The 24,427-nt window shown below is 38.0% G+C and carries 21 protein-coding genes; 16 read left to right on the top strand and 5 right to left on the bottom strand.

Going from position 1 to position 24,427, the window contains the following annotated elements; translation table 11 throughout:
* Positions 1 to 5: 5 nt before the first annotated feature.
* From C8N37_RS05465 to C8N37_RS05475, 3 genes are read right to left on the bottom strand one after another with little or no spacing between them, the layout of a single operon-like run.
* Positions 6 to 752, bottom strand: coding sequence for a sugar-binding protein (locus C8N37_RS05465; RefSeq protein WP_108157969.1), 747 nt, complete (start codon positions 750 to 752; stop codon positions 6 to 8).
* Positions 749 to 1,804, bottom strand: a complete 1,056-nt coding sequence (locus tag C8N37_RS05470) for an SGNH/GDSL hydrolase family protein (protein WP_108157970.1) — start codon at positions 1,802 to 1,804, stop codon at positions 749 to 751. The genes C8N37_RS05465 and C8N37_RS05470 overlap by 4 nt, the downstream gene beginning before the upstream one ends.
* Positions 1,805 to 1,840: 36 nt before the next feature.
* Positions 1,841 to 3,550 carry a Coenzyme F420 hydrogenase/dehydrogenase, beta subunit C-terminal domain gene (locus C8N37_RS05475; protein WP_170114478.1) on the bottom strand — a complete coding sequence of 570 codons (1,710 nt, stop codon included), beginning with the start codon at positions 3,548 to 3,550 and terminating at the stop codon, positions 1,841 to 1,843.
* Between the two features lie 331 nt (positions 3,551 to 3,881).
* On the opposite strand from C8N37_RS05475, the gene C8N37_RS05480 reads away from it, so the two are divergent.
* The 5 genes from C8N37_RS05480 to C8N37_RS05500 all read left to right on the top strand — a co-directional run bounded on the left by C8N37_RS05480 (position 3,882) and on the right by C8N37_RS05500 (position 8,600).
* On the top strand, positions 3,882 to 4,145 hold the full coding sequence (locus tag C8N37_RS05480) for an acyl carrier protein (protein WP_108157972.1): 264 nt from the start codon (positions 3,882 to 3,884) through the stop codon (positions 4,143 to 4,145).
* A 35-nt stretch (positions 4,146 to 4,180) separates the two neighbouring features.
* A complete protein-coding gene (locus tag C8N37_RS05485) occupies positions 4,181 to 5,401 on the top strand; it encodes a glycosyltransferase family 4 protein (RefSeq protein WP_108157973.1) in 1,221 nt (406 codons plus the stop codon).
* A gap of 312 nt (positions 5,402 to 5,713) precedes the next feature.
* Positions 5,714 to 6,889 (top strand): radical SAM/SPASM domain-containing protein, encoded by a 1,176-nt coding sequence (locus C8N37_RS05490; protein WP_108157974.1) that lies wholly within the window; start codon positions 5,714 to 5,716, stop codon positions 6,887 to 6,889.
* Positions 6,890 to 6,903: 14 nt separating this feature from the next.
* Complete coding sequence (locus C8N37_RS05495) at positions 6,904 to 7,710, top strand: alpha/beta hydrolase family protein (RefSeq protein ID WP_108157975.1); 807 nt, start codon at positions 6,904 to 6,906, stop codon at positions 7,708 to 7,710.
* Positions 7,707 to 8,600, top strand: coding sequence for an alpha/beta hydrolase (locus tag C8N37_RS05500; protein WP_108157976.1), 894 nt, complete (start codon positions 7,707 to 7,709; stop codon positions 8,598 to 8,600). Before C8N37_RS05495 ends, C8N37_RS05500 begins: the two co-directional genes overlap by 4 nt.
* Before the next feature lie 60 nt (positions 8,601 to 8,660).
* On the opposite strand, the gene C8N37_RS05505 is transcribed toward C8N37_RS05500, so the two are convergent.
* On the bottom strand, positions 8,661 to 9,590 hold the full coding sequence (locus tag C8N37_RS05505) for an NAD-dependent epimerase/dehydratase family protein (protein WP_108157977.1): 930 nt from the start codon (positions 9,588 to 9,590) through the stop codon (positions 8,661 to 8,663).
* Between the two features lie 265 nt (positions 9,591 to 9,855).
* Between C8N37_RS05505 and C8N37_RS05510 the strand changes: the two genes are divergently transcribed.
* Entirely contained in the window at positions 9,856 to 10,962 is a 1,107-nt protein-coding gene (locus tag C8N37_RS05510; RefSeq protein WP_146171016.1) for a hypothetical protein, read from the top strand.
* On the opposite strand, the gene C8N37_RS05515 is transcribed toward C8N37_RS05510, so the two are convergent.
* Complete coding sequence (locus C8N37_RS05515) at positions 10,947 to 12,077, bottom strand: glycosyltransferase family 4 protein (RefSeq protein ID WP_108157979.1); 1,131 nt, start codon at positions 12,075 to 12,077, stop codon at positions 10,947 to 10,949. The genes C8N37_RS05510 and C8N37_RS05515 overlap by 16 nt on opposite strands.
* Before the next feature lie 229 nt (positions 12,078 to 12,306).
* Between C8N37_RS05515 and C8N37_RS05520 the strand changes: the two genes are divergently transcribed.
* From C8N37_RS05520 to C8N37_RS05565, 10 genes are all read left to right on the top strand, one after another.
* A complete protein-coding gene (locus tag C8N37_RS05520; protein WP_108157980.1) occupies positions 12,307 to 12,942 on the top strand; it encodes a 4'-phosphopantetheinyl transferase family protein in 636 nt (211 codons plus the stop codon).
* Positions 12,943 to 13,310: 368 nt separating this feature from the next.
* Positions 13,311 to 13,559, top strand: coding sequence for a hypothetical protein (locus C8N37_RS05525; RefSeq protein WP_108157981.1), 249 nt, complete (start codon positions 13,311 to 13,313; stop codon positions 13,557 to 13,559).
* Between the two features lie 286 nt (positions 13,560 to 13,845).
* Positions 13,846 to 15,513 (top strand): ATP-binding cassette domain-containing protein, encoded by a 1,668-nt coding sequence (locus tag C8N37_RS05530; protein ID WP_211322203.1) that lies wholly within the window; start codon positions 13,846 to 13,848, stop codon positions 15,511 to 15,513.
* A 15-nt stretch (positions 15,514 to 15,528) separates the two neighbouring features.
* On the top strand, positions 15,529 to 16,845 hold the full coding sequence (locus C8N37_RS05535) for an HlyD family secretion protein (protein ID WP_108157982.1): 1,317 nt from the start codon (positions 15,529 to 15,531) through the stop codon (positions 16,843 to 16,845).
* Positions 16,808 to 18,244 (top strand): TolC family protein, encoded by a 1,437-nt coding sequence (locus C8N37_RS05540; RefSeq protein WP_170114479.1) that lies wholly within the window; start codon positions 16,808 to 16,810, stop codon positions 18,242 to 18,244. Before C8N37_RS05535 ends, C8N37_RS05540 begins: the two co-directional genes overlap by 38 nt.
* Before the next feature lie 244 nt (positions 18,245 to 18,488).
* Positions 18,489 to 19,022, top strand: coding sequence for a sigma-70 family RNA polymerase sigma factor (locus tag C8N37_RS05545; RefSeq protein WP_108157984.1), 534 nt, complete (start codon positions 18,489 to 18,491; stop codon positions 19,020 to 19,022).
* A 264-nt stretch (positions 19,023 to 19,286) separates the two neighbouring features.
* Positions 19,287 to 21,737, top strand: a complete 2,451-nt coding sequence (locus C8N37_RS05550; protein ID WP_108157985.1) for a TonB-dependent receptor — start codon at positions 19,287 to 19,289, stop codon at positions 21,735 to 21,737.
* Positions 21,738 to 21,806: 69 nt separating this feature from the next.
* On the top strand, positions 21,807 to 23,009 hold the full coding sequence (locus tag C8N37_RS05555; RefSeq protein ID WP_108157986.1) for a hypothetical protein: 1,203 nt from the start codon (positions 21,807 to 21,809) through the stop codon (positions 23,007 to 23,009).
* Between the two features lie 491 nt (positions 23,010 to 23,500).
* Entirely contained in the window at positions 23,501 to 24,079 is a 579-nt protein-coding gene (locus C8N37_RS05560) for a zeta toxin family protein (RefSeq protein ID WP_108157987.1), read from the top strand.
* A complete protein-coding gene (locus C8N37_RS05565; RefSeq protein ID WP_108157988.1) occupies positions 24,069 to 24,260 on the top strand; it encodes a hypothetical protein in 192 nt (63 codons plus the stop codon). Before C8N37_RS05560 ends, C8N37_RS05565 begins: the two co-directional genes overlap by 11 nt.
* Positions 24,261 to 24,427 lie beyond the last annotated feature (167 nt).

Consider the following 24,427-nt stretch of genomic DNA (forward strand, 5'->3'; position numbering starts at 1 on the left):
TCTCTTTATTGTAGGATAGCTTGACCGTAGATGGACTTATCTATGAATGGATTTTTACGTGTCTGATCAGCCCATGCAACAATCGTCTTTTTTTTCGACTGGGCTCCTGACATAACCACTTCTCCATCGTTGTCGACCACATTTAATTCGAGACCTATTTTTGTTCCGATTTCTGGCTTGATGCCCAGAACTGTCCAAGGTATCTTGCACGTATACAGATAGCCCGAATCCAAATCCTGATAACTGGACTGAATGGCCGAAAGCGGTTCTGGACTGATCTGCTGTTTGCCTAAAACTCGGATCGTATCTGATCCGTAAGTGAGTCTCAGATAAGTTAAATCTTTGAATTTTGCTTCAGGATCGAGTTTTTTAAAGTTGTCGAAAAATAGATCAATGCCATCTAGGTCATTGATTTTTAAGTCATACGCTTTTTCTATGTCAGTCTGTGCATCGAATACATATTTTTTGTTATCGACAATTTTAAACAAGAAATACCAATATTGATCATCCCACATACTTTTATATGCCGCAGATAAATCATGTGGGTTCTCCATCCTTTGTTCTTGTCTTGTAAACCTGATATGGGATATAGGCTCCCAGGCGCAGGAATCCCATATATGGTCAATCTGATTATCAGCCAATAAGGGTACAGTCGTTTTTTTGATCAGGATTTGTGTGGTAGGTACATCATTGCAGCCATATAAAAAGAGTGAGGCGATGCTGATCAAGCAGTAGTAAAGGAATGTTTTCATAATTGATTTGCCTTATGGGATAAAAGAGAAAAATGATCATGCGCTAGTGTATCGTATAGTGCTGTTGCTATCAAAGCATGCCCACGTTCATTAATGTGACTATCGGGGAGTGAAATGTCTTCAGGCTTGAATTCCAAGTTGAGAAATAAAGTATGGATGCCATTTTCGTTCAGGTAGGATTGTAAATTATTCTTCTCGGTATAGTAGGAGACTACTTGGAGGTTTGATCCATTTTTTGCGAGCTGCTCTTGCGTTGATTTTAACAGTTCTACAGATTTTTTGGTAGTGAGGTAGAATTCTTCCATTTCGCTAGCGCGGGAGGTTTTATCTCGATAGGCCCGCATCAGCACTGCTTCTCTCGAAAAGCTATTTTTATTGATCGTTTCCCGACAGACAGCCCTGTACGTATAGGAGAGGTCATATAGCGTTTTAAAAAAGGTTTTACCCTCGAGTTCATCTACTAGGTTTTGGGCCTTAATTTTTGTAGAATCATTGGTATAGGTAAGGAGATAGTTTTTATAAATAGCGCGCTGCATAACGCCTAAACTGATCGGGAAGCTCATTTCCAGTAAAATAAGATCGGGTTTATATCCGGAGAGTTCTGCCGTTAATAACTGCAGATTTGCCAAGCCTCGCCCCTGTCCATCCATACTGCAGTTTATAATTTCAACTTTTTTCTTAGCCTGATCAAATCGTTCTTGCAATTGAACGGCATAATTTTTCTCACCATCCATATATATTCCCGTTGCAAAAGATGCACCTACGATCATAATTCTAGCAACATCAGCTTTTTTTTCAGTACTGAATTCTGGAGAATAAAATCCTTTGGAGTTTATCTTAATATGCCTTTTACCTATTCCAGGTTTACTGATATACCCTTCGCTTGAGGGTATGTGTCGATATCCATAGAGACTATCGGGTTGGAAAATGAGTGGGGGTTCCTGATTTTTTAGCTCCTCACGGTACCAGATTCTGAAAAATAATTCTGAGCATCCGATTCCGACAATGAGGACTAAGAAAACGATTTTAATGAATTTGTAACTGCGCATCATAATTGGAAAACTTGTTTTTGGGATTGGGGAATTGCGTTAAATGACCGGTTTTTTGAAAAAGAAATTTAGGAAAAAGATAGATATAAGTGCAAATACAGCATATTGGACGGTTAATAGGAAACTGGAACGGAGTAATAATTCAACGATAAATATAGAGCAAAGCAGTAAGACCGCTAATCCTTTGAAAAAACGGGTATGCTGATTTCTTTTTCTTAAGAATATGAATAAAGGTGTTAGGATCATTGAAAATAGAAATGGGTATACAAGTGCCCGGATCACAAGATGAGCCTCTGATGGATCATGCTGTTCTGGAACCGCGTTCGCTTTCATAATAACAAGTGAAAGAAGAAGATTGGTACCCATTGCGATAAGCGCGGCCTTAAATCCCAAAATCAATGTTGCGACAAGGATACGGTGGTAGATCAGCTGGTGATAAATTTTTCCGATGATTTTTGCCCATATGATGTAAAGGAGAGGTTTGCCGACTTTATTGGCTAGCCAAAATACGCGATGGCTCCAAAAAGATATTAAATAGCGTAAGCGATAACTGATTCTTTTGGAAATTGGAATACGATCATAAGCCGGGGAGACCCTTTTGTTGAGCGCCAACTTAGGAGGGATCACCGATAATCGAAAAGATAGGCCTTCCCGGCGATGTCTTAATCCGGCGTCTTGGGTCTGTTGTACAAATGCGGCATTGACTTCTTTTAACTCCAGCTTCTGGGTATGGATGCCGTTTTTCAGGATCTCCAATAAACCCTTTGAGCGAACAATAACCACATTTGTCCCCTGATCATCGGAAGAGTAAGGTTCGATCCAAGCATCTCCAAAAGAAATGTCCGCAGTTTCAGAAACGACATCATCGCAAAAATTACAGGCGGAGTTCATAAAAAAGCCCGCACCCCAATCACCATCTGCTAATAACTCCCAATTATACTCTCTATTTTGTCCATTTTTCAATGAAAATTTAGCAAAATAAAGATTGGCAGGTCTACCGGATTGTTTTGCTCTAAAGTCTAAAGTCGCTACGTTTTGAAATGGGATACCAGATTGTAAAGCAAAGCTTTCAACCATTTTGCTGCTTTTCATATGGCCACAAAATAATCCCAGGGTGTAGCGGATCCGTTCTTTAAAAACGGGGTTTGTATTTCTTAGTAACTGGACTGCCTTAATAAAACAAGGAATACCGACAACGGCATACTTTCCGGGAGTAGCGGTAATGAGGCTTAATATCTGAGAAAGATCGGTCGGATAATATCTGGATTTTGCTCCTTCCTGCAGTTCTTCTTGGGTCCTCGATATGCGATATTGAAACAGAGGTTGCCCTTCTGATGGTGCTATAACCGGTACGACATGCGCTATGCCATCGATCAGGCCTAGATCTAATAATGTGGTCGCAACCCAGCTGACCATGCCTCCGGAACTTCCATTGGCTCGAATATCGATTTGATTGCTATAACCTACATAAGCTCGTTCGTAACGTCCGATCAAATGATTGGAGTGGCGGGCTTGAGGAAAATTTAATACAGATAGCTGGTCCTCATGAGGTGCATGTGGAGAGAATGGGCAGGTTTGGGACAGCGTTTTGGATGGACGGTCAAGCCATTGTTGAGGACCCGTAGGGACGAGCTGTCCAAAGCAATCAAATGCCATTTTGGCCCCTTCGTTTTGTTGGGCGACACAGCTGCCGCAACCAATACATAGTCCTGATTTTATCACATGATTTGGGCTGATCGGATTATTCATAGACATAGAGCTTGATGTCACATTGGTTTATACTTACGCTAGGTTATTGATCAAATTCAGACAAGAAGCCTTATTTGCTGCTATTTTATCTTCTAACAATGTCAAAATGATAGAACAGGTATCGAGCAGATGTGATAGCGGCTTGTCTAACTGCAAATAAATATAAAGTTTTTTTCTTGTATTTTAAATTAATACATCAATCTTATATAAAACGTGCTGCTTGCTTAATTGAATCGGTCGATTTTACTTAGATCGGAAGAATAAATAGGAAGAAAAACATATTTATAATAATGAATTATTTTCATTAACTTTAGTTGACTAAACTAAATTTATGGAAACCAATACTGCATTTAAAACCAAAATAGCTAAAGTGCTAACCGAATTATTGTCTAGAGAAATCAATCCTGATGAATTAAATGAAGAGACCGATCTGATCGATGGTATAGGTCTCAATTCGCTAGATTTCCTTCAGTTTATCCTTAAACTCGAAAATGAATTTGATATCGAAATCGATATCGAAAAATTAGAGCTCCATTATTTTAAGAAAATGGGACATTTAAGGGAATTCATTACGCAAGTACAGGAGGCTGAATAAGCGGAGCATCACCGTTGTGGAATGCTGTAAAAGAAATGTGGAAGAGGCTTAAATCAGGAGCAAATTCACCCGGTCGGACTGGATACAATCAAAAAAAAGAAGGCTTGGAGCATACGCATACTGCCGTCGGCATCAATACACGGAATAAAAGGGTATTAGTGATAATCAATTCGACCAAATTCAGCGGCGCTGAATCGAGTATCATGACCTTATTGGAACATCTTCGGAATGAATATCAGATCTTTGTTGCTCTCCCTGCTGATAGCGACCTGGATGACCGGTTTAAAAAAATCGGGTATAATACCATTGCTCTTGATATGATGCGTTTTTCGGGAAGTAAGACTATTCTCCAAAAAATGAAACAGGGCTTTCATATTGTCAAGCAAGGGTTTAAGATCGCAAAGATGGTCCGGAGTAAGCAAATTGATGTGGTATGGGCTAATTCAACGCAAGCGTTGATCTATGTCCTGTTTCTTAAATTTTTTAAGCATGTGCAGCTTATCTGGCATGTGCGAGACAACCTGCCCAAAAAATATATTCCTTATTTATTGGGCTTTTTTGCGACCAAAATCATCTGTATTTCTGAGCATGTGCGGAGGCAAGTGCCGAAGCTATTTCGGGCCGCTGTTGTTTACAACGGTGTGGATGTAACGATTTGGAAGCCAGAGTTGAATAAGAAGGTGCCTCCACAGCTGCGATTGCCTGATTCCGACACTTTTCTTGTCGGAAATATTGGTCAGCTGATTCCTTGGAAAAATCATCGTGATTTTATTAAGTGTGCAGCAATCGTGTCCCGCTCCATTTCAACTGTTCATTTTTTTATAATCGGAGCGGATCTTTTTTCAGCATATGATGAGTATGTCGAAGATCTGCAGGAGCAGATCGAACAAGCGGGACTGGCGCATAAAATAACCTTTGTCGATCATCAAGAGCACATAGCGCCTATGATCAATAGTTTGGATATCATCGTGCACACGGCCTTGGGTGAACCCTTGGGGCGTGTCATATTGGAAGCGATGGCGCTGGGGAAACCTGTCGTCTCTTATTCTACTGGAGGAATTAAAGAAATCATAACGCACGGAACTGATGGATTTCTAGTCGCTGAGCAGGATGTGGAAGGAATTGCTCATGCTGTGATCGAGTTGCTTAGAAATGAAGAAAGGTATCGTCAGACAATTGGTCTAAATGCACGTAATAAAATAAATTCACAGTTCAATATTCAAAAAATTGCTGAACAAATAAAAGAACTGCTCTAGTAATTTCATTTGCAATTAATCTTTTGAGGCGTTATGATTTATAGGATATTTTTTATTTCATTATTCTTGATGTCTGCCATAAAAATAAAAATGATCATGTGTTGAAAATTTGATTTATATTTTCTTTTTTGTAAAATGAATTATTTATATTTACGTAAGTTATAAGTGTCGCGAACTTTTTTAATTTAGATGCCGATCAATTAATTTCCACCTGCTCGTTTGCTACACAATTTTAATTTGAGATTTATTCATAAGCAGTAAAGCTAATTTTTAAGCTTATGCTTCATTGGTATTTTCGTAAAAGTCTAAATTATGCAACCAAAAACTAACCTCCAGTACACGCAGCATGCGGTAAAAAAGATCAAGCAAAAGATTCACAACACGAAACTTTGCGCAAAAGAACGAGAAAAGGACCCTAAATTTGCCCTTGACGTACCCATAGAAATCGGTCTAAAACTAACAAACCGTTGTAATCTCCGATGTACTCACTGTTTCCAATGGGATATCGGTGGCTACCATCACTCCCTCGACAAGTCAGAATTAAAAAAAGATGGCGATCTAAGTTTTGAGATTGTGACAGAATTGTTCAATAAAACAAAAGAAGCCAATTCATCACTATACCTTTGGGGGGGAGAACCCACTTTATATGCGCATTGGGATAAATTGATGGATCTACTGGTCGTGGATCCTCGGGAAACGGTCCTGTGTACAAACGGGGTTACGTTACATACGAAAATAGATTCGATCCTCAAGGTATCGGAGTATCTGACCGTTTTGGTGAGTATAGAAGGTCCGGAAGACATTCATAATGCGATAAGAGGAAAAGATACCTATGCTAAAATTGTAAAAAACCTGGATCAGTTGATTCAACTGCGAGAGGAAGGTCTTTTTAAGGGCACTTTGTCGGTTGAAGCTGTGATCAGCGATGGCTTGATTCCTCAGATGTACGAATTCTGTGAATATTGGGAGTCCAGAGGGATAGATAGTTTGTATTTGAATTTTCCTTGGTTTATACCACATGCGGTTGCCGATCACATGGATGAATATTTTGAAAATAAATTTTCGTGGATGGGACCTGGTTTGGGAAAAGGAAATTCGTGGCACTCCTTTGACTTTAAGATCAGTTCTGAACTGATTGATGAGCTTAAGAGACAGATGAAGAAGATTATTGATCGGAAATGGAATATCAGAATTCGTTTTCATCCTGACTTGACCACAAAAGATCTGATTGAATATATTGAAGGTAGTGTCAAACCTGCTCAAGATAGAACGAGATGTCTGGGAATGTCCAATCGAATTGATTTGCTGCCAAGCGGTCAAGTTACACCCTGTAAAAAATTTCCAGAATTTAATGTCGGTAATCTGAACAATAAAAGTCTAGAAGAAATTTGGAAGGGCGATAAATTTGATGAGTTTAGAAATATCCAAAATAATGGACTGATGGATATCTGTTCGAAATGTGAAATTCTATATGCGAATGGTATCTAAACATATAGGGGCTTATGCGCATTAGTCAGCATTTTTTTAAAAGTAATTCGACTGATCTTTTTGGAGCACTTTTTCTCCCGGATAAGCAAGTACATAGCTCCGGTTATGTGGTCTGTCACCCATTTGCGGAGGAAAAGAAAAGTGGTCAAAAAACACTTGTCGACTTGAGCCGGCGATTGGCTGCTAAAGGGAATAGTGTATTCATGTTCGATTTTCAAGGTTGTGGAGACAGTGGAAGCACGATTGCGCAAACAACGATTCGCGATTGGCAAATAAATATAACCGATGGCATTGATTTTTTTAAACAGAAAACTGGATTAGAGAAAATCACTTTAATTGGTCTAAGATCTGCTGCTACATTACTATTATCGCCTGCTGTAGATAAAAAATCTGTTAAAAAGTTAATGCTCTTGGAGCCGGTTCCTTCGCTCATCAAACATATTGAAGACTTCATCAAACAGAAACTGGTCAACGACCTCCTGACATATGGAAAGATAGAAACAAATAAAGGGGTCTTGATGGACCATTTGTTGAACGGCAGATCTATCGATTTGAATGGTTATGAAATCAGTTCAGAATTTTATCAATCCTGTATCGACTTTGATCGGGAACTAGAAACGATGACTATCCATCCGGATTTGGATATTGATGTGATTTCTATTTCCGTTTCAGGGGTGGTGAGTAAAGACTGTGCTCGATTTTATCAAAAATTTATGTGCGATCACCCTGCTGAAGTTCAAGCGATTAAGCTTGATGCTTTTTGGAATAAGGTGGATGGCGTTAAGGCAGATGCATTGTGGGAGATAATCGATCAATTATGAGGGAGAGCAGTTTATTATTTCATCATGATCATATCACCCTTTATGGGATTGAACATGCTCCGCTTGCTGAAAATAAGCTCAATGAAACCGTGATCATATTTTTACATGGTTGGAGTGGTTACCGTACTGGCCCGCATGATATCTTTGTCAAGATGGCACGAAGGTATGCTGCAATTGGATTTGGTTGTGTCAGATTTGATTTTGGAGGGCGTGGATTTAGTGATGGGGACCAATTAAAGGTTGATTTTCCGTCTATGTTAGCCGATATGCACGCGGTCATTAATCAGATTGATAAACGACCGGAGGTCAAGCGGATTATATTGATCGGCATGTGTTCGGGAGCAAAACTCGGTCTCTATTATATCAAACACATGACAAAGGGCAAAGTATCACTTTTGGTCGAGCTCTCCAGTCCTCCGCTTAATGAAGTGGAAGGTAATATCAAGATGGAAACTCAGAAGTTTAATGCTCATCTAAAAAGTTATTTTAATAAAGCCCTGGACAGGAATACCTATCGGCGACTGTTGAACAAAGAAATTAATGTGAAGCATATTTTGAGGATTTTACTTGATCCTTTTAAAAATATGAGTAAAATGGATGATTTTAAAGCTGCTCAGGCAAAAAGATGGGAACAGCAAGGTACTCATTTCTTTAAGGGGGAAGTATTGTCTATTCATGGCGGAAAGGATCCGGAGACGATCTTATCCGTCGGGCAAATTCAGCAGATGCTTGAAGACCATCAGATCCCTTTTTTGGAATACATCATTGAAGATGGTAATCATGGTTTTTATAGTGTATCTTGGGAACAGGAGATTATTTCCGTCGTGGAAAATTGGATGCTCAAGTTTTATGCAAAAGAATTGGAAATACCAAGTATTATAAATGTTTAATTTTTTCGATTGATGATGTGAAAAAACTGTGAAAAATACTAAAATTGTATGCATTTCCTTTCATGATGAATAACGGAGGGAAATGATATTTTTAATTCCATTTTCAACGGATACCGGTTGTTTTCCTAAAATACCTAACATTTTAGCATTATCAGGCTGACGTCTGGACATGTCCCCTTCTTTCAAAGCGGGTAAATGTATAATCGATGATGACGAGTTCGTTAAAGCAATAATCTTCTCTGCCAGATCGCGAATATTAATTTCTATAGAACAACCAATATTGATGATTTCGTTGACTAGAAGTTGTCGGTCAATGATTTTAAATACCGTTTCCACATTGTCATCGACATAACAAAATGTGCGCGTTTGGTGTCCATTACCGTATATAGTAATATCTTGATTGTTCATGGCAGATTCTATAAATCTTGGAATCACAAAATCACTACTTTGCTTGGGTCCATAAGTATTAAAAAAGCGAAAGATGCCAAATGGAAGACCGTACTCCTTTTGATAGGATCTAAAAAACGCTTCTCCAACATTTTTGACAATGGCATACGGCAACTTACAATTTAATGGGGTAATATCTTCTTTCTGTGGAAGCTGGGTGGATTCACCGTATACCTCAGAGGAAGATGCATAAAAGACGCGCTTGACACCTAAATCCCGTGATAAATTCAGGATGTTTTTAATTCCCTCGATATCCTGCAAAACAGCAAGTGGATTTTCCAATGTACGTTTTACGCCCACAACAGCTGCATAGTGAAGCACGTAATCAAATTGAAAAGCTTGCATAATTGCAGCAAGTTCGCTGTAAATATTAACATCACATTTGAAAAATTTAAGGTTGGGATAGCCTTGGGGCAAATTCGCCTTGTTTCCAGTGGTCAGGTTGTCGACCACGACAACTTCATAATTTTGTCGTTGAACTAAGGTGTGAACAAGAGAACTTCCTAAGTTTCCAGCTCCGCCAGTAATAAGAATCTTAGTCATTTGGTTAATTTTAAGTCATTTAGGTATAGTAATTTACAAAAATTATTGAATTAAATCAAAATTTATAGGACTACTTTATAATTTTTTGTCGTAAATCGCTGCTATTGATACGTAAAGCCTATTTTAATGATGCTTAGGAGTTAATCATTTAAACTTCAGGGAGTTTTTTGTTGGGGTATCGGTATTCTCTTGTAAAATATTATATTTGTTAAGCAAGTTTTTGTAACCTAACCTGGTGAACTAATAATTAAATATAAATATGAGCATGCCTAATATTACGATTTTAAATGCAGGACCTGGAATGGGGTTTTATATTCCTGGAATCATTATGCATAGACAATTAAAAAGTGCAGGCATTGATTCATGTGTGCATGTTTTTGAGCGTTTCTATCAACAGCAGAAAAAGGATATTATTCCTCAAATTAAATCTACTTTTCAAGAGAATTTTTCGATTGCTTTGTTGGCGCATAAATTGGCCCGTAATCCACAGGATGCATTAGATGACCAAGCTGTGGGTGAACTTCTTGCGCTGTGGGTGAAAGAGCAACGACGTCATTTTGTTGTCTTTTCAGGTTTTTGGCTTCCCATTCTGCAGCGTTATCGCGAATTGATTCATCCAATTGAACTTCAAATCGACTGTTGTCATTTGGATGCTGATTATTCAGTTTCATGGAAAATGCATATGGATATTCATGCGGGTATGAATAATAAGTGGTTTCATCATTGGGAAGAACAAGCGATAAACTACCATATCGATGTGGATAACGGTATGCCATTACCTTTTGAAGAAAGGACAAATAATCTACTCATCCATGGCGGCGGTTGGGGGCTTGGTGATTTTGAAAAGCAAGCTGCGCGACTTTTCGATACGCAATATAACCTCTCTATGGTGGCCTATGGTAATCGGGATTTTAAAAAGGAAGACGCTCGCATTCATTTTTACCATTTATCTTCGGAATGGAATATTTGGGATACGGATGAAAATGGCGAACATGGATTTCCACCCCTATATGATGTAGATCGTGATCATGACTACACACAACACAGGCTTAATGATGCTCCATATTCCCCCCTGTATCAAATTGCTAAAAGTAGTAAGGCTATTATCTGTAAACCAGGTGCGGGCACCCTCATTGATTCTTTATCTGCTGCTACGCCATTGATTATTTTGGAGCCATATGGTAAAAGTGAAGATAAAAATGGTCTGTTATGGAAACATCATGGATTGGGCATGTCATTTGATGATTGGGCTGCAGGAGGATTTTCTCATGAAGCGTTGGAACGCATGCATGTAAATCTATTGGCTATGAGAGCAAAATCGCAAAACTATATCCAATTGTACATCAAAAATTTACATCATAACAGGGATTGATACAGGTCAAACGTATTTGTAGCAGTTTTTTGCCAAGTGAAATTTTTTGACCACAATATTCCTTCTTGAATCATATTTTCTCTGAGCTCTCGATCGTTCAATAGTAAAAGGATAGCGGAGATAAGGGAGTCGATATCGTATGGATCGATTTGATAGGCAGCTCCTCCAGTGACTTCAGGCAACGCTCCTCGATTTGATATAATAACGGGGCAGCCACAGGCCATTGCTTCCAATGCGGGAATACCAAAGCCTTCGTAGAGAGAAGGAAAAAGAAATAGATCTGCCATAGCATATAAGGCTGGTAAATACTGCTCGTCGATATATCCGAGTAAAATAATATCTAGTTTGAAACGGCTCTGCTTTATTTCGCTTAAAATAGAATCGTATTTCCAACCTAATTGACCAACGATCACCAATTTATGATCGCAGAGGCGCATGTTTTTAATTTTTGTGTAAGCTTGTATAATAAATGTGAGGTTTTTCTTAGGTTCCAAATTACCCACAAATAGAAAGAATTGTTCAGGAAGATTATACAGGCTCTTGATGTTTTCTCTGATTTTAAGATCAAGAACGGAATTAAAATTGGCCTTTAAACCGGGATAGATAACACGTATTTTCTCTTCCGAAATGTCAGGGAAATGATTTAATACATCATCTTTTACTTTTTGTGATACGGTAATAATATGATCTGCTTTTCGAATAGATTGGGGAAGTGTTAATTTGAAATAGGCTGCTGTTTCATTTTGACAAAGTTTTGGAAAATCTAAAGCTATCAGGTCGTGAACCGTAACAATACTTTTAAATTTGGAAAAATAGGGTAAAATATAACCTGGTGAATGATAGAGGTCAAAACCTTCCTCTTTTAAATAGGTGGGGATTACAACATGCTCATAATAGATTCGACTGAATCTATTGTTCAGATTGTGCTGTATTTTTTTTAACTTGACATTACTGTTATCAAGCAATGGGCCTTCGTAATTTTCTGATATCAATATTTCAATATCATGCTCTTTTAAATCTAGTTGCTGTAAAGCTGCAATCAAGTTCTCAATTGAATATTGTACCCCACTGTGCTTATTTTTAAGTAATAGTCCATTAATTAAAATTTTACCCATAATTGATTTATAATCTATGTATAAGATAGTTCTTTATAAGTTATTCACATAAAAAAATATGAATTTTAGCTACGGCAGACCTTTATCACTTTTGCTTAGGGAGATTGATGCAGAAAAATCATAATTTTTCCTATGTTTGACAGGGCAGGTTCTAAAGGACTGATCCGATAAGTTTTCCGTTTGAAAAATCGGAATATAATAGACCTTATTGCAAAACAATTATTTTCAAATGATGATCAAAATCTATTATGCTTCTTTAGAACAGCCTCTATCCAACATAGATTTCCAAACAAAAATGAAGCTTCTTCCTTTAATGATGCAAAATAAGATACTGAGATTAAGGCATTCGGTAGATCAGCAGGTGTCGCTTATTGGAAAGTTATTGTTGAAAAAAGGGATGATGGATCTGGGATTTGAGCATCTATTCGCTCAGGTGCAGTATAGTTCATATGGTCGACCCTATGTGGATGATGAACTGGACTTTAATATCTCCCATTCGGGATGTTATGTGGTCTGTGCATTTTCGGTTGGTGGAAGTATTGGGATTGACATCGAACAGGTTAGGGTTTTGGATATGAAAGACTTTAAACGTGTTTTCCATAAAGAAGAATGGGCTGACATACAGTCTGCGGTGAATCGTTATCAGGTTTTTTTTGATTATTGGACAGCGAAGGAATCGGTGATTAAAGCGGTAGGTAAGGGAATGAGTATCCCTTTAAAATCAATTTTTGTTTCAAACAAACAATCAATTTTTGAGGATTCGGTTTGGCATCATAAACAGATCCTTCTTTTTGAGCATTGTATTTGCCAGATCGCATCGGATAAGCTGATCGATGATGTGGACTTATATGAAATGAAATTTTAAGAAAACTTTATATCTGCATCTTCTTTTCATACAGTGGTATTTTTATTTCCATTGTTTGTCATTTAACATTTCGTTAGCATGGATTAGAAAACTGGGTCCATAGTAGTTTATATCTATATTGTATTGCTTTACTGGTCACCTGTGACTATAATCAGGTTAGAAAGTGATATGGTTAGAAAAAGTTTAGATCTTTTTGTTACTGGGTCACGAGTCACATCGTTACTCATTTTGTTACGTTTCTAATTTTTGATCTTTTTTAGTAATATAGGTGTTTAATGCCTAATTATACTTGTTTTTTTTAATTTTCCTCCATTTTTTAGCTTAAAATTGAAATAACCTTTAATTTATTTTTTGTAAATTAGTCTGATATGGAATTAGCAAATATTACAAAAGCCAGGCTTGTCGAAGCTCAAAATAATGGATATACTGCAATTATTACGAAGTACAACTCGAATCCTTTGGATCCCATCTGGATTTTTGAAAAGGTAAAAAAAGATCAACTTTTCCAATTTTCAGAAAAGCTAAATGAAACTTTTCAATTATGCTACCCGATTTCGGAAGCTATTGAAACGGTAGAAGAATATCCCTTTATTGGTAAGGTGAAATTGCCGGATTAGTAGACTTCAAACTGGTTCAATTCCCCAGAATTGGAACCACGACCTAGCAGAATAAGGAGCATAACTTTTTAGATATAAGATAACGAAAGTCGTTGGGGAAACCCAACGACTTTTTTTGAAAAATCTGCTATTCTATCATCAAAAAAACGCGCTATTTTTGTACGTAAAAGTTTATTTTTTTTGTATTTTTTATTAAGTTTGAACATGTAAAACGGAATCATAAACACAATAAGACCTGTGAAGATTAGAACATTAGAATATCCCCTGCACTTAAATTATATACATAATGGCTAAGGAACAGGAGTATACTGCGACCAGCAGCATGTGGTTCAGGCAGATCACAAAAGAGAAAAAAGACTTAGCAGCAATTTATATTTATGCCATTCTGAGTGGTCTTGTGCAGTTGAGTATTCCACTCGGTATTCAGGCGATCGTCAGTTTTGTTCTGGGCGCAACCATGGTCACATCTTTGTACCTACTCATTGGTTTTGTCGTCTTAGGAACTTTTTTGATGGGTGTTTTTCGAATTAAAGTGATGCAGATCATCGAAAAAATTCAACAGAAAATTTTCGTCGAATATGCCATCGCATTTGCACAAAAACTTCCGAAAATAGACCTCTCCGCAACAAAAAAATACTACCTCCCCGAACTGATAAACCGTTTCTTTGATACCCAAAATTTACAAAAAGGAATTTCCAAGATCTTGCTGGAGATACCGACTGCATTGATCCAGATCGTTTTTGGAATTATCCTGTTGTCTTTCTATCATGCTTGGTTTTTGGTATTTGGGGCTGTGGTCATCATCATCGTCATTTGCATTTTTTATTTTACAATGGATTCTGGTATTCAATCCAGTATTGAGGAGAGTAATAAAAAATATGAAGTGGCTTCCTGGCTTGAAGATATCGCAGGCGCAATAAAAACATTTAAGATTATTTCAAAAACCAATATGCATCTAGCGGGCGCAGATCAGCGGGTGATCCAATACCTCGATCATCGGACTTCCCACTTTAAGGTGCTGTTGATCCAATATAAATCGATCATCGGTTTTAATGTGATCATTACTTTGGTGATGCTGGCTATCGGGACGTATTTGCTCGTCAATCAAAAGCTCAATATCGGTGCCTTTGTCGCTACCGAAATTGTGGTCATTATGATTATGTCAGCGGTTGAAAAGTTGATAAAAAGCCTCGAAAGCTATTACGATATGATCGCCTCCCTTGTGAAATTAAATAAAGTAACCGGATTGTTGGAAGAGTCCAATGGAGAGATTGTACTGGAGGGTCAAAGCAATGGTCTGGAGGTGATGTTTAAAGACGTCAGTTTAAATTTTGGTGATAGTAGACCCATTTTTACAAATCTCAATTTTAATGTTCCAGCCAATAGCCTCGCCGTGATATCAGGACAGGTGGGAGCAGGTAAATCCATGCTTCTGAATATGATCGCCGGATTTTATGACCCATCGGCTGGTACCATACTTTTTGATAAAATACCCATCAAAAATATCGATAAAATTGCTTTGCGCAATCGCATTGGTTTGTATATGGAAGACATGACAATCATCAAAGGTACCCTGCATGAAAACCTGGTACTAGGGCGTGAAAACATCAGTACCGAAGATATTCTGCGACTTTCTGAAGCGATCGGTATCGAGCACCTGTCTGATCAATTTAGCAATGGTTTTTATACCTTACTGAGTGAAACGGATACCGAAATATCTTTTAGTGCAAGAAAAATGATCTTGATGCTCAGAGCACTTTTGGGAAATAATCGTCTTCTGCTACTGGAAGATCCGCTGGATGGAATGGATGATGTATTCAGAAATAAATTGTTGCAATATCTCCATCGAATCAAAGCGCATACAACGATTATTATAGTATCAAAAGAAAGAGATATTATGGAGATTGCCGACCAGCACCTCTACTTGCGCAACCGTACGATTGAAATTAAGTAAAGCCATCGCCTACCCATGAAACTAACATCATTCGATAACATATACCATATCCATCAGCAGTCTAACGTAAAGAGGTGGTTTATCATCTTGGCGTTGATCTGCTTGGTTACACTTTTTCTCCCCTGGACGCAAAATATCAAAGTGAAAGGTACGGTGACGACGCTTTATCAGGATCAGCGACCGCAACAGCTTCATTCGCCGATACCGGGTAAGATCATCAAATGGTATGTGAAAAATGGAGATTTTGTACAAAAAGGAGATACCATCCTGCAGTTGGCCGAAGTAAAGGAAGACTATATGGATACCTTGCTGGTGCAACGTACCGAGCAACAGGTGAATGCTAAAAAAGGGGTACGCGATTATTACGAAGCTAAAGTGGGGACCACGGCAGACCAGCTGAAGGCTCTTGCCTCAGGAAGAGAATTGAAATTGGCTCAGCTCAAGGTGAAGATCAGTCAGTTGAATAATAAGCTACAAGCAGAGGAGGCTGAGCTTCTGGCGATGACCAATGAGCTGCGGTTAAGTGAAGATCAATTTAATCGACAGAAAAAAATGTATGATGAAGGTCTTGTATCACTCACCCAGTTTCAGCAGCGTAATATCGGATACCAAAATGTATTGGCTAAAAAAACAGCGATCGATCAAAAATTGGCGCAGACGAAGCAGGAAATCGTGGCTGTGGAAATCGAACAGAATGCCACGATACAGGACTATACCGAAAAACTGAGTAAGACGGAGGGTGATCGATTAACGAGTATGGGACAGATCGAGGGAAGTACGGGAGAAATTGCAAAACTTGAAAATCAGGTCGCCAATTATAAAGCAAGGCAAGGGTTATATTACGTGGTCGCTTCACAGCATGGCCAAATAGTACAACTGAATAAGGGCGGTATCGGAGAGATTTTAAAGGAAACGGAAAGCATCGGTACGATTGTACCCAGTGAAGTGAATTATGCGGTCGAGATTTTTGTTAAGCCTGTAGATCTGCCTTTGCTTAAGGTAGGACAGCGCGTGATGTGTGTGTTTGATGGTTTTCCGGCGATCGTATTCTCAGGTTGGCCTACTACAAGCTATGGAACCTTTGCAGGTCAGGTGATTGCTATAGAAAGTAATATCAATGCCAGTGGTCTTTTTAGGGCTTTAGTCGTCGAAGCTAAAGGCCAAAAACCTTGGCCTCCACAGATCAAGGTGGGAGCCGGTGTGCAAGGGATCGCGATCCTCAATGATGTGCCGATCTGGTATGAGCTATGGCGAAATGTCAATGGATTTCCGCCTGATTATTATACCGTCAAAAATGAACAAAAAGCAACGAATGATGAGGCGACCAAATAGTTTTATTTTACTATTGATCTTCTGCTGTTTTGGACCTATTTCTTATGGTCAGGATACCTTACGTTTAGCGCATAGCGAGTTTTTGGCGATCGTCAAAAATTACCATCCCTTAGCTTTTAAATATCGCCTGCAAAATCGAATGGCTGAAACCGATATCCAGCAGGCGCGGGGGAATTTTGATCCCGTACTGGATGCAAAGATCGGTGATAAAACCCTAGATGGTCTCGATTATTATAAACAGCGCAATATCAGTTTGGGTATTCCGACTTGGTATGGTATTGAAGTGAATGGTAGTTATAACCATCTCGATGGGGAGAAACTCAATAACAGCGATACCAAAGGTGGACTATACCAGATGGGCGTGACTGTGCCCTTAGCTAAAAATTTATTGTACGACAAACGCAGGGCACTTTTAGAACAGGCACAGATCGCTAGACGGATGACCGAAGCTGAACAGCTGTTATTGACCAATGAACTGCTGATGAACGCGGAGAATACGTATTGGGAATGGGTGAAACACTATGAAAACTACCTCCTGCAGCACGAAACTGTAAATATCAATAAACAACGCTTAGATCTGGTGATTAAAACTTTTCAACATGGAGAGCAAGCTGCTATAGATACCACCGAAGCATGGTCTCAACTGCAAAGTTTTGAAATGCAGCAACAAGATGCCTTGCTCCAATTTATAAGTGCCACACAGCAACTTTCGCTGTATCTTTGGCAGGAAAATCAGCAGCCAAGTTCGATCACAACAGGACTTATCCCTGCTGAACGATTGGATAAAAATAATCTGTACAGCTCTTATACAGAAATGCTCGCGGAGGTTGATGGACAGCTTCTACAGGATCATGCTGCATTACGATACTACGATGAAAAGGCGCGGATCCTGGAAAGCGAACGTAGATTGAAACTGCAAAGCCTATTGCCTAAGATTGATTTTACTTATAACTTCTTGCGAAAGGAAGGTTATGGACATCACTATTTCCCACTTTTTGACAACAATTATCAGTATGGTGTAAAACTAGAAATCCCTATTTTTTTAAGACAGGCTAGAGCGGATTATAAAAATGCAAAATTTAAAATTCAACAAAATAATTTAGATCTTAAATTTAAAAGTCAGGAATTGACCATAAAAATTGCTGGCTATAGAAATGAGGTCATCAACTACTGGAGGCAGATCGATATCGCGACAAAAAATATCGATAACTATACCAAATTACTGCAAGCCGAACAGACGAGGTACTTGAATGGAGAAAGTTCGCTCTTCTTGATCAACAGCCGGGAGAATAAGCTCATCGATGCTCAGGAGAAAATATTGGAATTAAGACTCAAGTTTCTAAAAAGTTATAGTAAACTAAAATGGACCAATACGAATTTTATGGAGACTGGCGATTAGCAGCTTCAAAAGAAACCCTCACCGTCAGGAGATGGTGAGGGTTTTCTTTTATTAACCTAAATAATCAACAGTTTCCTATTGCATCCCTAATATAATAAAAAAATAATGAAGTTTCAAATGATTTTTTAGGTTGTCATTTGTTATTGATCATTCCTTTCACGCTGTCAATCATTTTATTGGTTTATTTCATTTCTTATTTGGATTGTGTCTAAATTAAGTTAAATTTGTCGAGCTGAAAAATGATATGAGCGATCAAAATAATATAATGTGTTGTAAGTCAATTGATGCCAAGAGCTTCGAACAGATTTATATACGGTATTGGGATCAAGTTTTGCAGTATGCGATCTGTATTGTTCATGACGAATCTTTAGCAAAGGATATGGTGCAACATGTGTTTGTCTCGCTCTGGGACAAGAGAAAAGAGCGGCAGATCGAACATATCGAAATTTACCTCAAAAGGGCGGTAAAATATGCCGCGTTGCATGAAATCAAAAAAAGACTGGCGATCGATGATCAAATGGATTTGCGTGATGTCGAAGTCATCGGCGACCAGGAATCCGATCAGGACATAATGTATCAGGATCTGCACCTCATGATTGATCAGCTGATCACTAAACTCCCCTCCAAAAGTAAGGATATGTTTATGCTCAAATTTAGAGATGGACTGGACAATAATGCGATTGCAACCGCTTTGGACCTATCCGAAAAAACGATCCGTAATCAACTTTCCATCTGCCTGAAATCGGTCAGAATGAATCTGAAAAAAGTAGGTTTTTAAGGCGCTTTATTTCCTTATTTATATTAAGTATAAATAAATCGGGACAATTTCTATAAAAACGACACTTAGTAATATAGGATGTTCGTCAATCACCATCAGCAAATATCCTAATCTCCTTATGACAGAAAGAAATGTGTCTTGCTTTTTCAACTGATTGGAAAGCAATTCGTAATCTTAATATGCAGTAAGGTATCGATGAAATGTGGTGTTTTTTAAAGAAGGTCTGAACATTGGGGAAATTTAAAAGCGATAATAAAACAATTAATGCAAGCTAAACAATTATTTTTAACAGGATTTTTTTTACACATCTCGCTCTTATTGTGTGCACAAAAAATAGAAACGTTTAATCTTTCGGGTTACGTAAAAGACTCTTTTGGAAAACCTATCGCTGGTGCGACCATCTCGATACAGGAATTGGATCTGGGAACAACCAGTGATGTCGATGGATCCTACCAATTCTTGAAACTAAAGCAAGCGCATTTCAGTGTGCGTGTATCAAGTGTCGGTTTTCATTCGGACACGAGGAAGATTAATCTGGCGACAAACACCAATACCTTTCTGGATTTCCAGCTTCGTCGGGATGAAAAATCACTCGATGAGGTTTCTGTTGTTGGAAAAACCTTAAATCAACGTAAAGTACAGGAAATAAAACAGTCCGGCTATGCGGTCAATGTGATCGATTTAAATACACAGGTGGATAAGGTAGCCGATCTGAATCAGCTGTTGAGACGTTCTCCCGGTGTGACCATTCGTGAAGATGGGGGGATGGGGTCTGATTTCTCCTTTAAAATCAATGGCTTGGATGCCAAAATCTTTATCGATGCGGTGCCCATGGAAAATTATGGGAGCTCCATGACCTTAAATAATATTCCTGTCAATTTAGTTGACCGTATTGAAGTGTATAAGGGTGTTGTGCCCGCTTACTTGCCAACGGATGTGTTGGGAGGTGCTGTCAATATCATCACCAAACGTAGAAATAAACAATTTTTTGATTTTAGCTATGGTTATGGCTCTTTCAATACCCACCAGGCTTCATTGATTGCCAATATGCGGGATGCAAAGACCGGATTGATGGTGAAAGCGGATGCGTTTTTCAACCATTCGGACAATAATTATATGATGTACAGCAATCCGAAGTATGGGATTAATCTGGATGGATACTTCAAATCCTTTGTTGATGAAGAAACAGGGATCGTACAGAATCAGTTGGTGAAAGTCGATAAAGCGCGACGTTTTCATGATGCTTACACCTCTGGAATGGGTAAATTGGAAGCTGGTTTTGAAAATGTGAAATGGGCAGATCGTCTCCTTTTTGGACTGGGCTATTCAGAAAATAACAAGCAAATCCAAATGGGATCCAATATCAAATCAGTATATGGTGGTCGATGGTCTGAAAATAAGTTCCTGACTCCAAGTATCCAATATCGTAAAAATGGGCTCTTCCTTCCGGATTTATATGTGGATATTTTTGCGAGCTATGGTGATAGTCGAACCGATGTAAGGGATACTGCAAAATATATCTATTACTGGTCAGGGATACCACAAAGTAATGGCACATTCAAGGATGAAGCTTATGATCAGATTGTCAACAAGAGTTATATCGCAAAGACCGATTTTTCTTATAATCTGAATAAGGAAAAATCGCAAGTGATCAATTTGAGCTATAACCTCAGCACCAATCAGCAAAAGAATTTTGATCTAATGAAAACCGAGGAATATCGGGAAATCAACAGCAGGCCAAAGCGTCTGAATAAACACCTGATCAACTTAGCTTGGCAGGGGCAATGGCTCGATGAAAAACTAAGTTCTGTGGTATTCTTTAAATATTATGGTATGGATAACAGCTATACGGCAGATGAGCGGAAATACGATAGTGAGGGCAATCTGATTGAAGGTGATGTGGTCAAGTATGACAACTATAAAGATTATAAAAGCGGTGGTTTGACCTTGAGATATCTCTTGAAGAAGGATATAGGAATCAAAACATCGATTGAAAAATCATATAAATTACCTTCGGTAGAACAGCTCTATGGTAACGTAGTCTATGTATTGCCCAATATTGACCTGAAACCTGAAGAAGCGAATAATGTAAATCTCGGTGTGTTTTATAATGGCTATTTCCAGGACAAACATTTTATCAATTTAGATGTCACTACGTTCTTACGCAACACCAATAATTATATCCAGATGGTCAGTGCGGGTAATTATTATCGATACTCTAACCTCGATGGGGCACGATTGTATGGAATTGAGTTTGATGCTAAATACGGTTATAAAGATTTGTTTCGGATCAATGTCAACGGAAGTTATGATAAAGCAATCGTAACCAAATTGCAAACCGATGAGTCTATTGATCCGGCAGCATCCATCCTACACAAACAATTGCCCAATAGACCGTATCTGTATGGAAATGTGGATATTTCAATTGGAAAAAATGACTGGTTGGGAATGGGTACTCGTATCGAACTGACCTATATGAATCAATATACCCATAAATTTTATATGAGTTGGGAGAACCTAGCATCGCAATCGACCAAGCTCTATATTCCGAATCAAGATGTGCATTCTGCGATTTTGTCTTACTCTTGGAAGCATAATAAATACGGGATTTCTATGGAAGCTAGAAATTTTACCGACGAAAGACTTTACGATAATTTTGGACTGCAAAAAGCAGGTCGTGCATTCTATACCAAATTGAGAATGTCCATATTTTAATTTAATTTTTAACAATTATACTATACAACTATGCGTTTTTTTAATACTTATTTTAAAAAATCATGTCTAATGGCCACTGTGGCTTTAAGTTTTGCTGCCTGTAAAAATTCTTCTGATAATCCGGCTCCAGAGGAAATCACGAAAGACTCCAAATATGGTGTGACCATTCAAGTGGAAGCAGCAGGTGAAAAGCACGATTATATTTTACCGGTAGAAGACCTGATGAAAGAAGGTTCGGTATCTCCTGTAGGATTTGGTATTGATGTAACGGGAAAAATAGACCAGACTTATGGCGTAAGGGAGGGATCCAATATTTTCATAACGGACGGTAATGCTGTTTTTAAATATTCGGTCGCAACAGGCGATATTGTTGAAAAAGGAAATGCGGTAGTTTCTAACCCGGGCAACTACATGGGGATGATGAAATCCGCATTTATGGATGGCCGTTTAAACTTTATCAATTGGGCGGCTCAATATAATGTGACAACGGAAGCTATTGATAAGCGCTTATTTATTATCGATACAGCAACGATGATCGTGAAGGGCGAATCGGCATTGAATTTTAAAGTTCCTGCGATTGCTAAAGCAGGTAAACCAAATGAATTTTATGAAAAATCAACAATTCAATTGTCTCCAACAAGTCTTGGTATTAGAAATGGTAAGATCTATGTCGGATTTCTATACCTAACACCGGAATGGGCTGCTCCAGCAAAACAAGTCGCTTATGTATTGACAGCAGATTACCCAAGTTTACAAAATCAAAAGATTGCATCTAATGATAAATATGGACATACAACAGGTACGTGGTATCAAACAAAATCAAGTTTCTTTGATGAAAATGGTAACTATTACTTCACCACGATCCGTGAGGATAAATTCTACACCTTGTTGCGTGTGAAAGCCGGTACTACAGAGATCGATCCGGATTATGCATTTGATCTGTCCAACTACAGCTTGTTCTCGGAAGGATATATGGGACAGCAATCGGACCAACATACTTACCTAAAAGATGGGAAAGCACTACTGGGCGCATATATTTTTGATATCAACAATAAGGTGATGGTCAAAAATCTAAATGATTCTGGATTAGGGAAAGTTCAGATTGTCCCTTCCAATGGGGTATTAGTAGAGGGTAGTAAAGCATATGTTTTTGTAAAAACAGTGGATTCACAATGGTATATCGCTTGCTATGATACCGATAAAAATGAATTTAAAAGAGGAATTCAAATTAAAGGTGGTATTACATCAGCATACGGTATCGTTAAATATTAATCAAAGCGATTAAAAGCGGTTGTCTTTTTTAGCTATTAAAGCGGTTATCTTTTTTGAGATAACCGCTTTTTCGGTTTAATTGGAAATGTTTTTCAGCTGAGGTAAGGTTTTTATTTTATGTCTAATACCGTTTTTAATAACGGATCATCTGTTTTTTCATATTGGCAATTTGAGCAATTCCCGTTATCCCTCAATCCCCTGTTTGTTCAAGGTATTCTAATAGGTTTAGAGTATGTTGCTCCCGACTGATTGCAATTACTTCTGAGTACAATTAGCTGCATGGGAAGAAGCCGCATTATTTTACTTTGCTGACTCTTAGGTCATAATCCTATATGACTACGCTCTCCATATCCCTAGAATTGACACATGTAGGATCCTTTATACCTTTTATTGATTGGTTATCAAATATTTGTTAGCTTTACTCTTGCTTAAAAGTATTGTCATATACTGCAGAATAAAAAACAAATTTTTATCATTTATATAGATTTATTATGCCAAATATGTACATTATTTGTGGTTGTAATGGGGCTGGCAAAACAACAGCTAGCTATACTGTTTTGCCAGAAATATTGGAATGTAAAGAATATATAAATGCGGATAATATAGCAGCTGGAATTTCTCCTTTTAATCCAGACAGTGTTGCTGTGTCAGCTGGCCGTATTATGTTGAAAAGAATTCAAGAACTGATGAATGAAGGAGTTGACTTTGCATTTGAAACTACACTCGCTACAAGAAGTTATGTATCATTAATTGAAAATGCAAAAAAACGTAGCTATCAGGTTACTTTGTTATTTTTTTGGCTTGATTCTCCTGAATTGGCTTGTAAGCGCGTATTAAAGCGCGTCTCATTAGGTGGTCACGCTATTCCAAAAGATGTTATTTTTCGACGCTACTATAGAGGAATTTACAATCTGTTAAATTTGTATAAACCTATTTGCGACACATGGATTATTTTTGATAATATGGATCTTGTACCTGAAATTATAGCTAAAAAGGATGAATTTGGAGAAATGGTAATTAATGACGAGATTTGGTTAACGATTAAAAAACAAAGTGAGTATGTTGAATAAGACAGAAAAAATACCGAATAATATTTCTTTTTCAGAGAAAGTTCGATTGGGTGTTCAAAAAGCTTTAATCAAATTAGCTCATGAAACTGCAGAAAAGAATGGTACCTTAGTAGTTAAGGTTAATGGGGAGATAAAAGAAGTTTCGGCTAAAGAACTATTAAGTACCTTGCCAAAGGAATAAATTATGCATTTTAACTCCAATTATAGTAGTAGAACATACTGCATATCTCTACCTTATTATTCTCCATTATTCTCCTGGATTTATTTTGGCTAAGTCATTTCTAGTTAGATGAGCTGCCTTAGTGTATAATCCAATTACAGAAAGCGCACATATACCTATAAATGTAG

Origin of the sequence: Sphingobacterium faecium (genome assembly GCF_003054045.1) — a bacterium.
In the GTDB taxonomy this organism is placed as follows: Bacteria; Bacteroidota; Bacteroidia; order Sphingobacteriales; family Sphingobacteriaceae; genus Sphingobacterium; species Sphingobacterium faecium.

Bases quoted from the DNA above. Each gene is read 5' to 3' on its own strand.
- C8N37_RS05465 (WP_108157969.1), bottom strand. From the start codon at position 752: ATGAAAACATTCCTTTACTACTGCTTGATCAGCATCGCCTCACTCTTT.
- C8N37_RS05470 (WP_108157970.1), bottom strand. From the start codon at position 1,804: ATGATGCGCAGTTACAAATTCATTAAAATCGTTTTCTTAGTCCTCATT.
- C8N37_RS05475 (WP_170114478.1), bottom strand. From the start codon at position 3,550: ATGAATAATCCGATCAGCCCAAATCATGTGATAAAATCAGGACTATGT.
- C8N37_RS05480 (WP_108157972.1), top strand. From the start codon at position 3,882: ATGGAAACCAATACTGCATTTAAAACCAAAATAGCTAAAGTGCTAACC.
- C8N37_RS05485 (WP_108157973.1), top strand. From the start codon at position 4,181: ATGTGGAAGAGGCTTAAATCAGGAGCAAATTCACCCGGTCGGACTGGA.
- C8N37_RS05490 (WP_108157974.1), top strand. From the start codon at position 5,714: ATGCAACCAAAAACTAACCTCCAGTACACGCAGCATGCGGTAAAAAAG.
- C8N37_RS05495 (WP_108157975.1), top strand. From the start codon at position 6,904: ATGCGCATTAGTCAGCATTTTTTTAAAAGTAATTCGACTGATCTTTTT.
- C8N37_RS05500 (WP_108157976.1), top strand. From the start codon at position 7,707: ATGAGGGAGAGCAGTTTATTATTTCATCATGATCATATCACCCTTTAT.
- C8N37_RS05505 (WP_108157977.1), bottom strand. From the start codon at position 9,590: ATGACTAAGATTCTTATTACTGGCGGAGCTGGAAACTTAGGAAGTTCT.
- C8N37_RS05510 (WP_146171016.1), top strand. From the start codon at position 9,856: ATGCCTAATATTACGATTTTAAATGCAGGACCTGGAATGGGGTTTTAT.
- C8N37_RS05515 (WP_108157979.1), bottom strand. From the start codon at position 12,077: ATGGGTAAAATTTTAATTAATGGACTATTACTTAAAAATAAGCACAGT.
- C8N37_RS05520 (WP_108157980.1), top strand. From the start codon at position 12,307: ATGATGATCAAAATCTATTATGCTTCTTTAGAACAGCCTCTATCCAAC.
- C8N37_RS05525 (WP_108157981.1), top strand. From the start codon at position 13,311: ATGGAATTAGCAAATATTACAAAAGCCAGGCTTGTCGAAGCTCAAAAT.
- C8N37_RS05530 (WP_211322203.1), top strand. From the start codon at position 13,846: ATGGCTAAGGAACAGGAGTATACTGCGACCAGCAGCATGTGGTTCAGG.
- C8N37_RS05535 (WP_108157982.1), top strand. From the start codon at position 15,529: ATGAAACTAACATCATTCGATAACATATACCATATCCATCAGCAGTCT.
- C8N37_RS05540 (WP_170114479.1), top strand. From the start codon at position 16,808: ATGAACAAAAAGCAACGAATGATGAGGCGACCAAATAGTTTTATTTTA.
- C8N37_RS05545 (WP_108157984.1), top strand. From the start codon at position 18,489: ATGAGCGATCAAAATAATATAATGTGTTGTAAGTCAATTGATGCCAAG.
- C8N37_RS05550 (WP_108157985.1), top strand. From the start codon at position 19,287: ATGCAAGCTAAACAATTATTTTTAACAGGATTTTTTTTACACATCTCG.
- C8N37_RS05555 (WP_108157986.1), top strand. From the start codon at position 21,807: ATGGCCACTGTGGCTTTAAGTTTTGCTGCCTGTAAAAATTCTTCTGAT.
- C8N37_RS05560 (WP_108157987.1), top strand. From the start codon at position 23,501: ATGCCAAATATGTACATTATTTGTGGTTGTAATGGGGCTGGCAAAACA.
- C8N37_RS05565 (WP_108157988.1), top strand. From the start codon at position 24,069: ATGTTGAATAAGACAGAAAAAATACCGAATAATATTTCTTTTTCAGAG.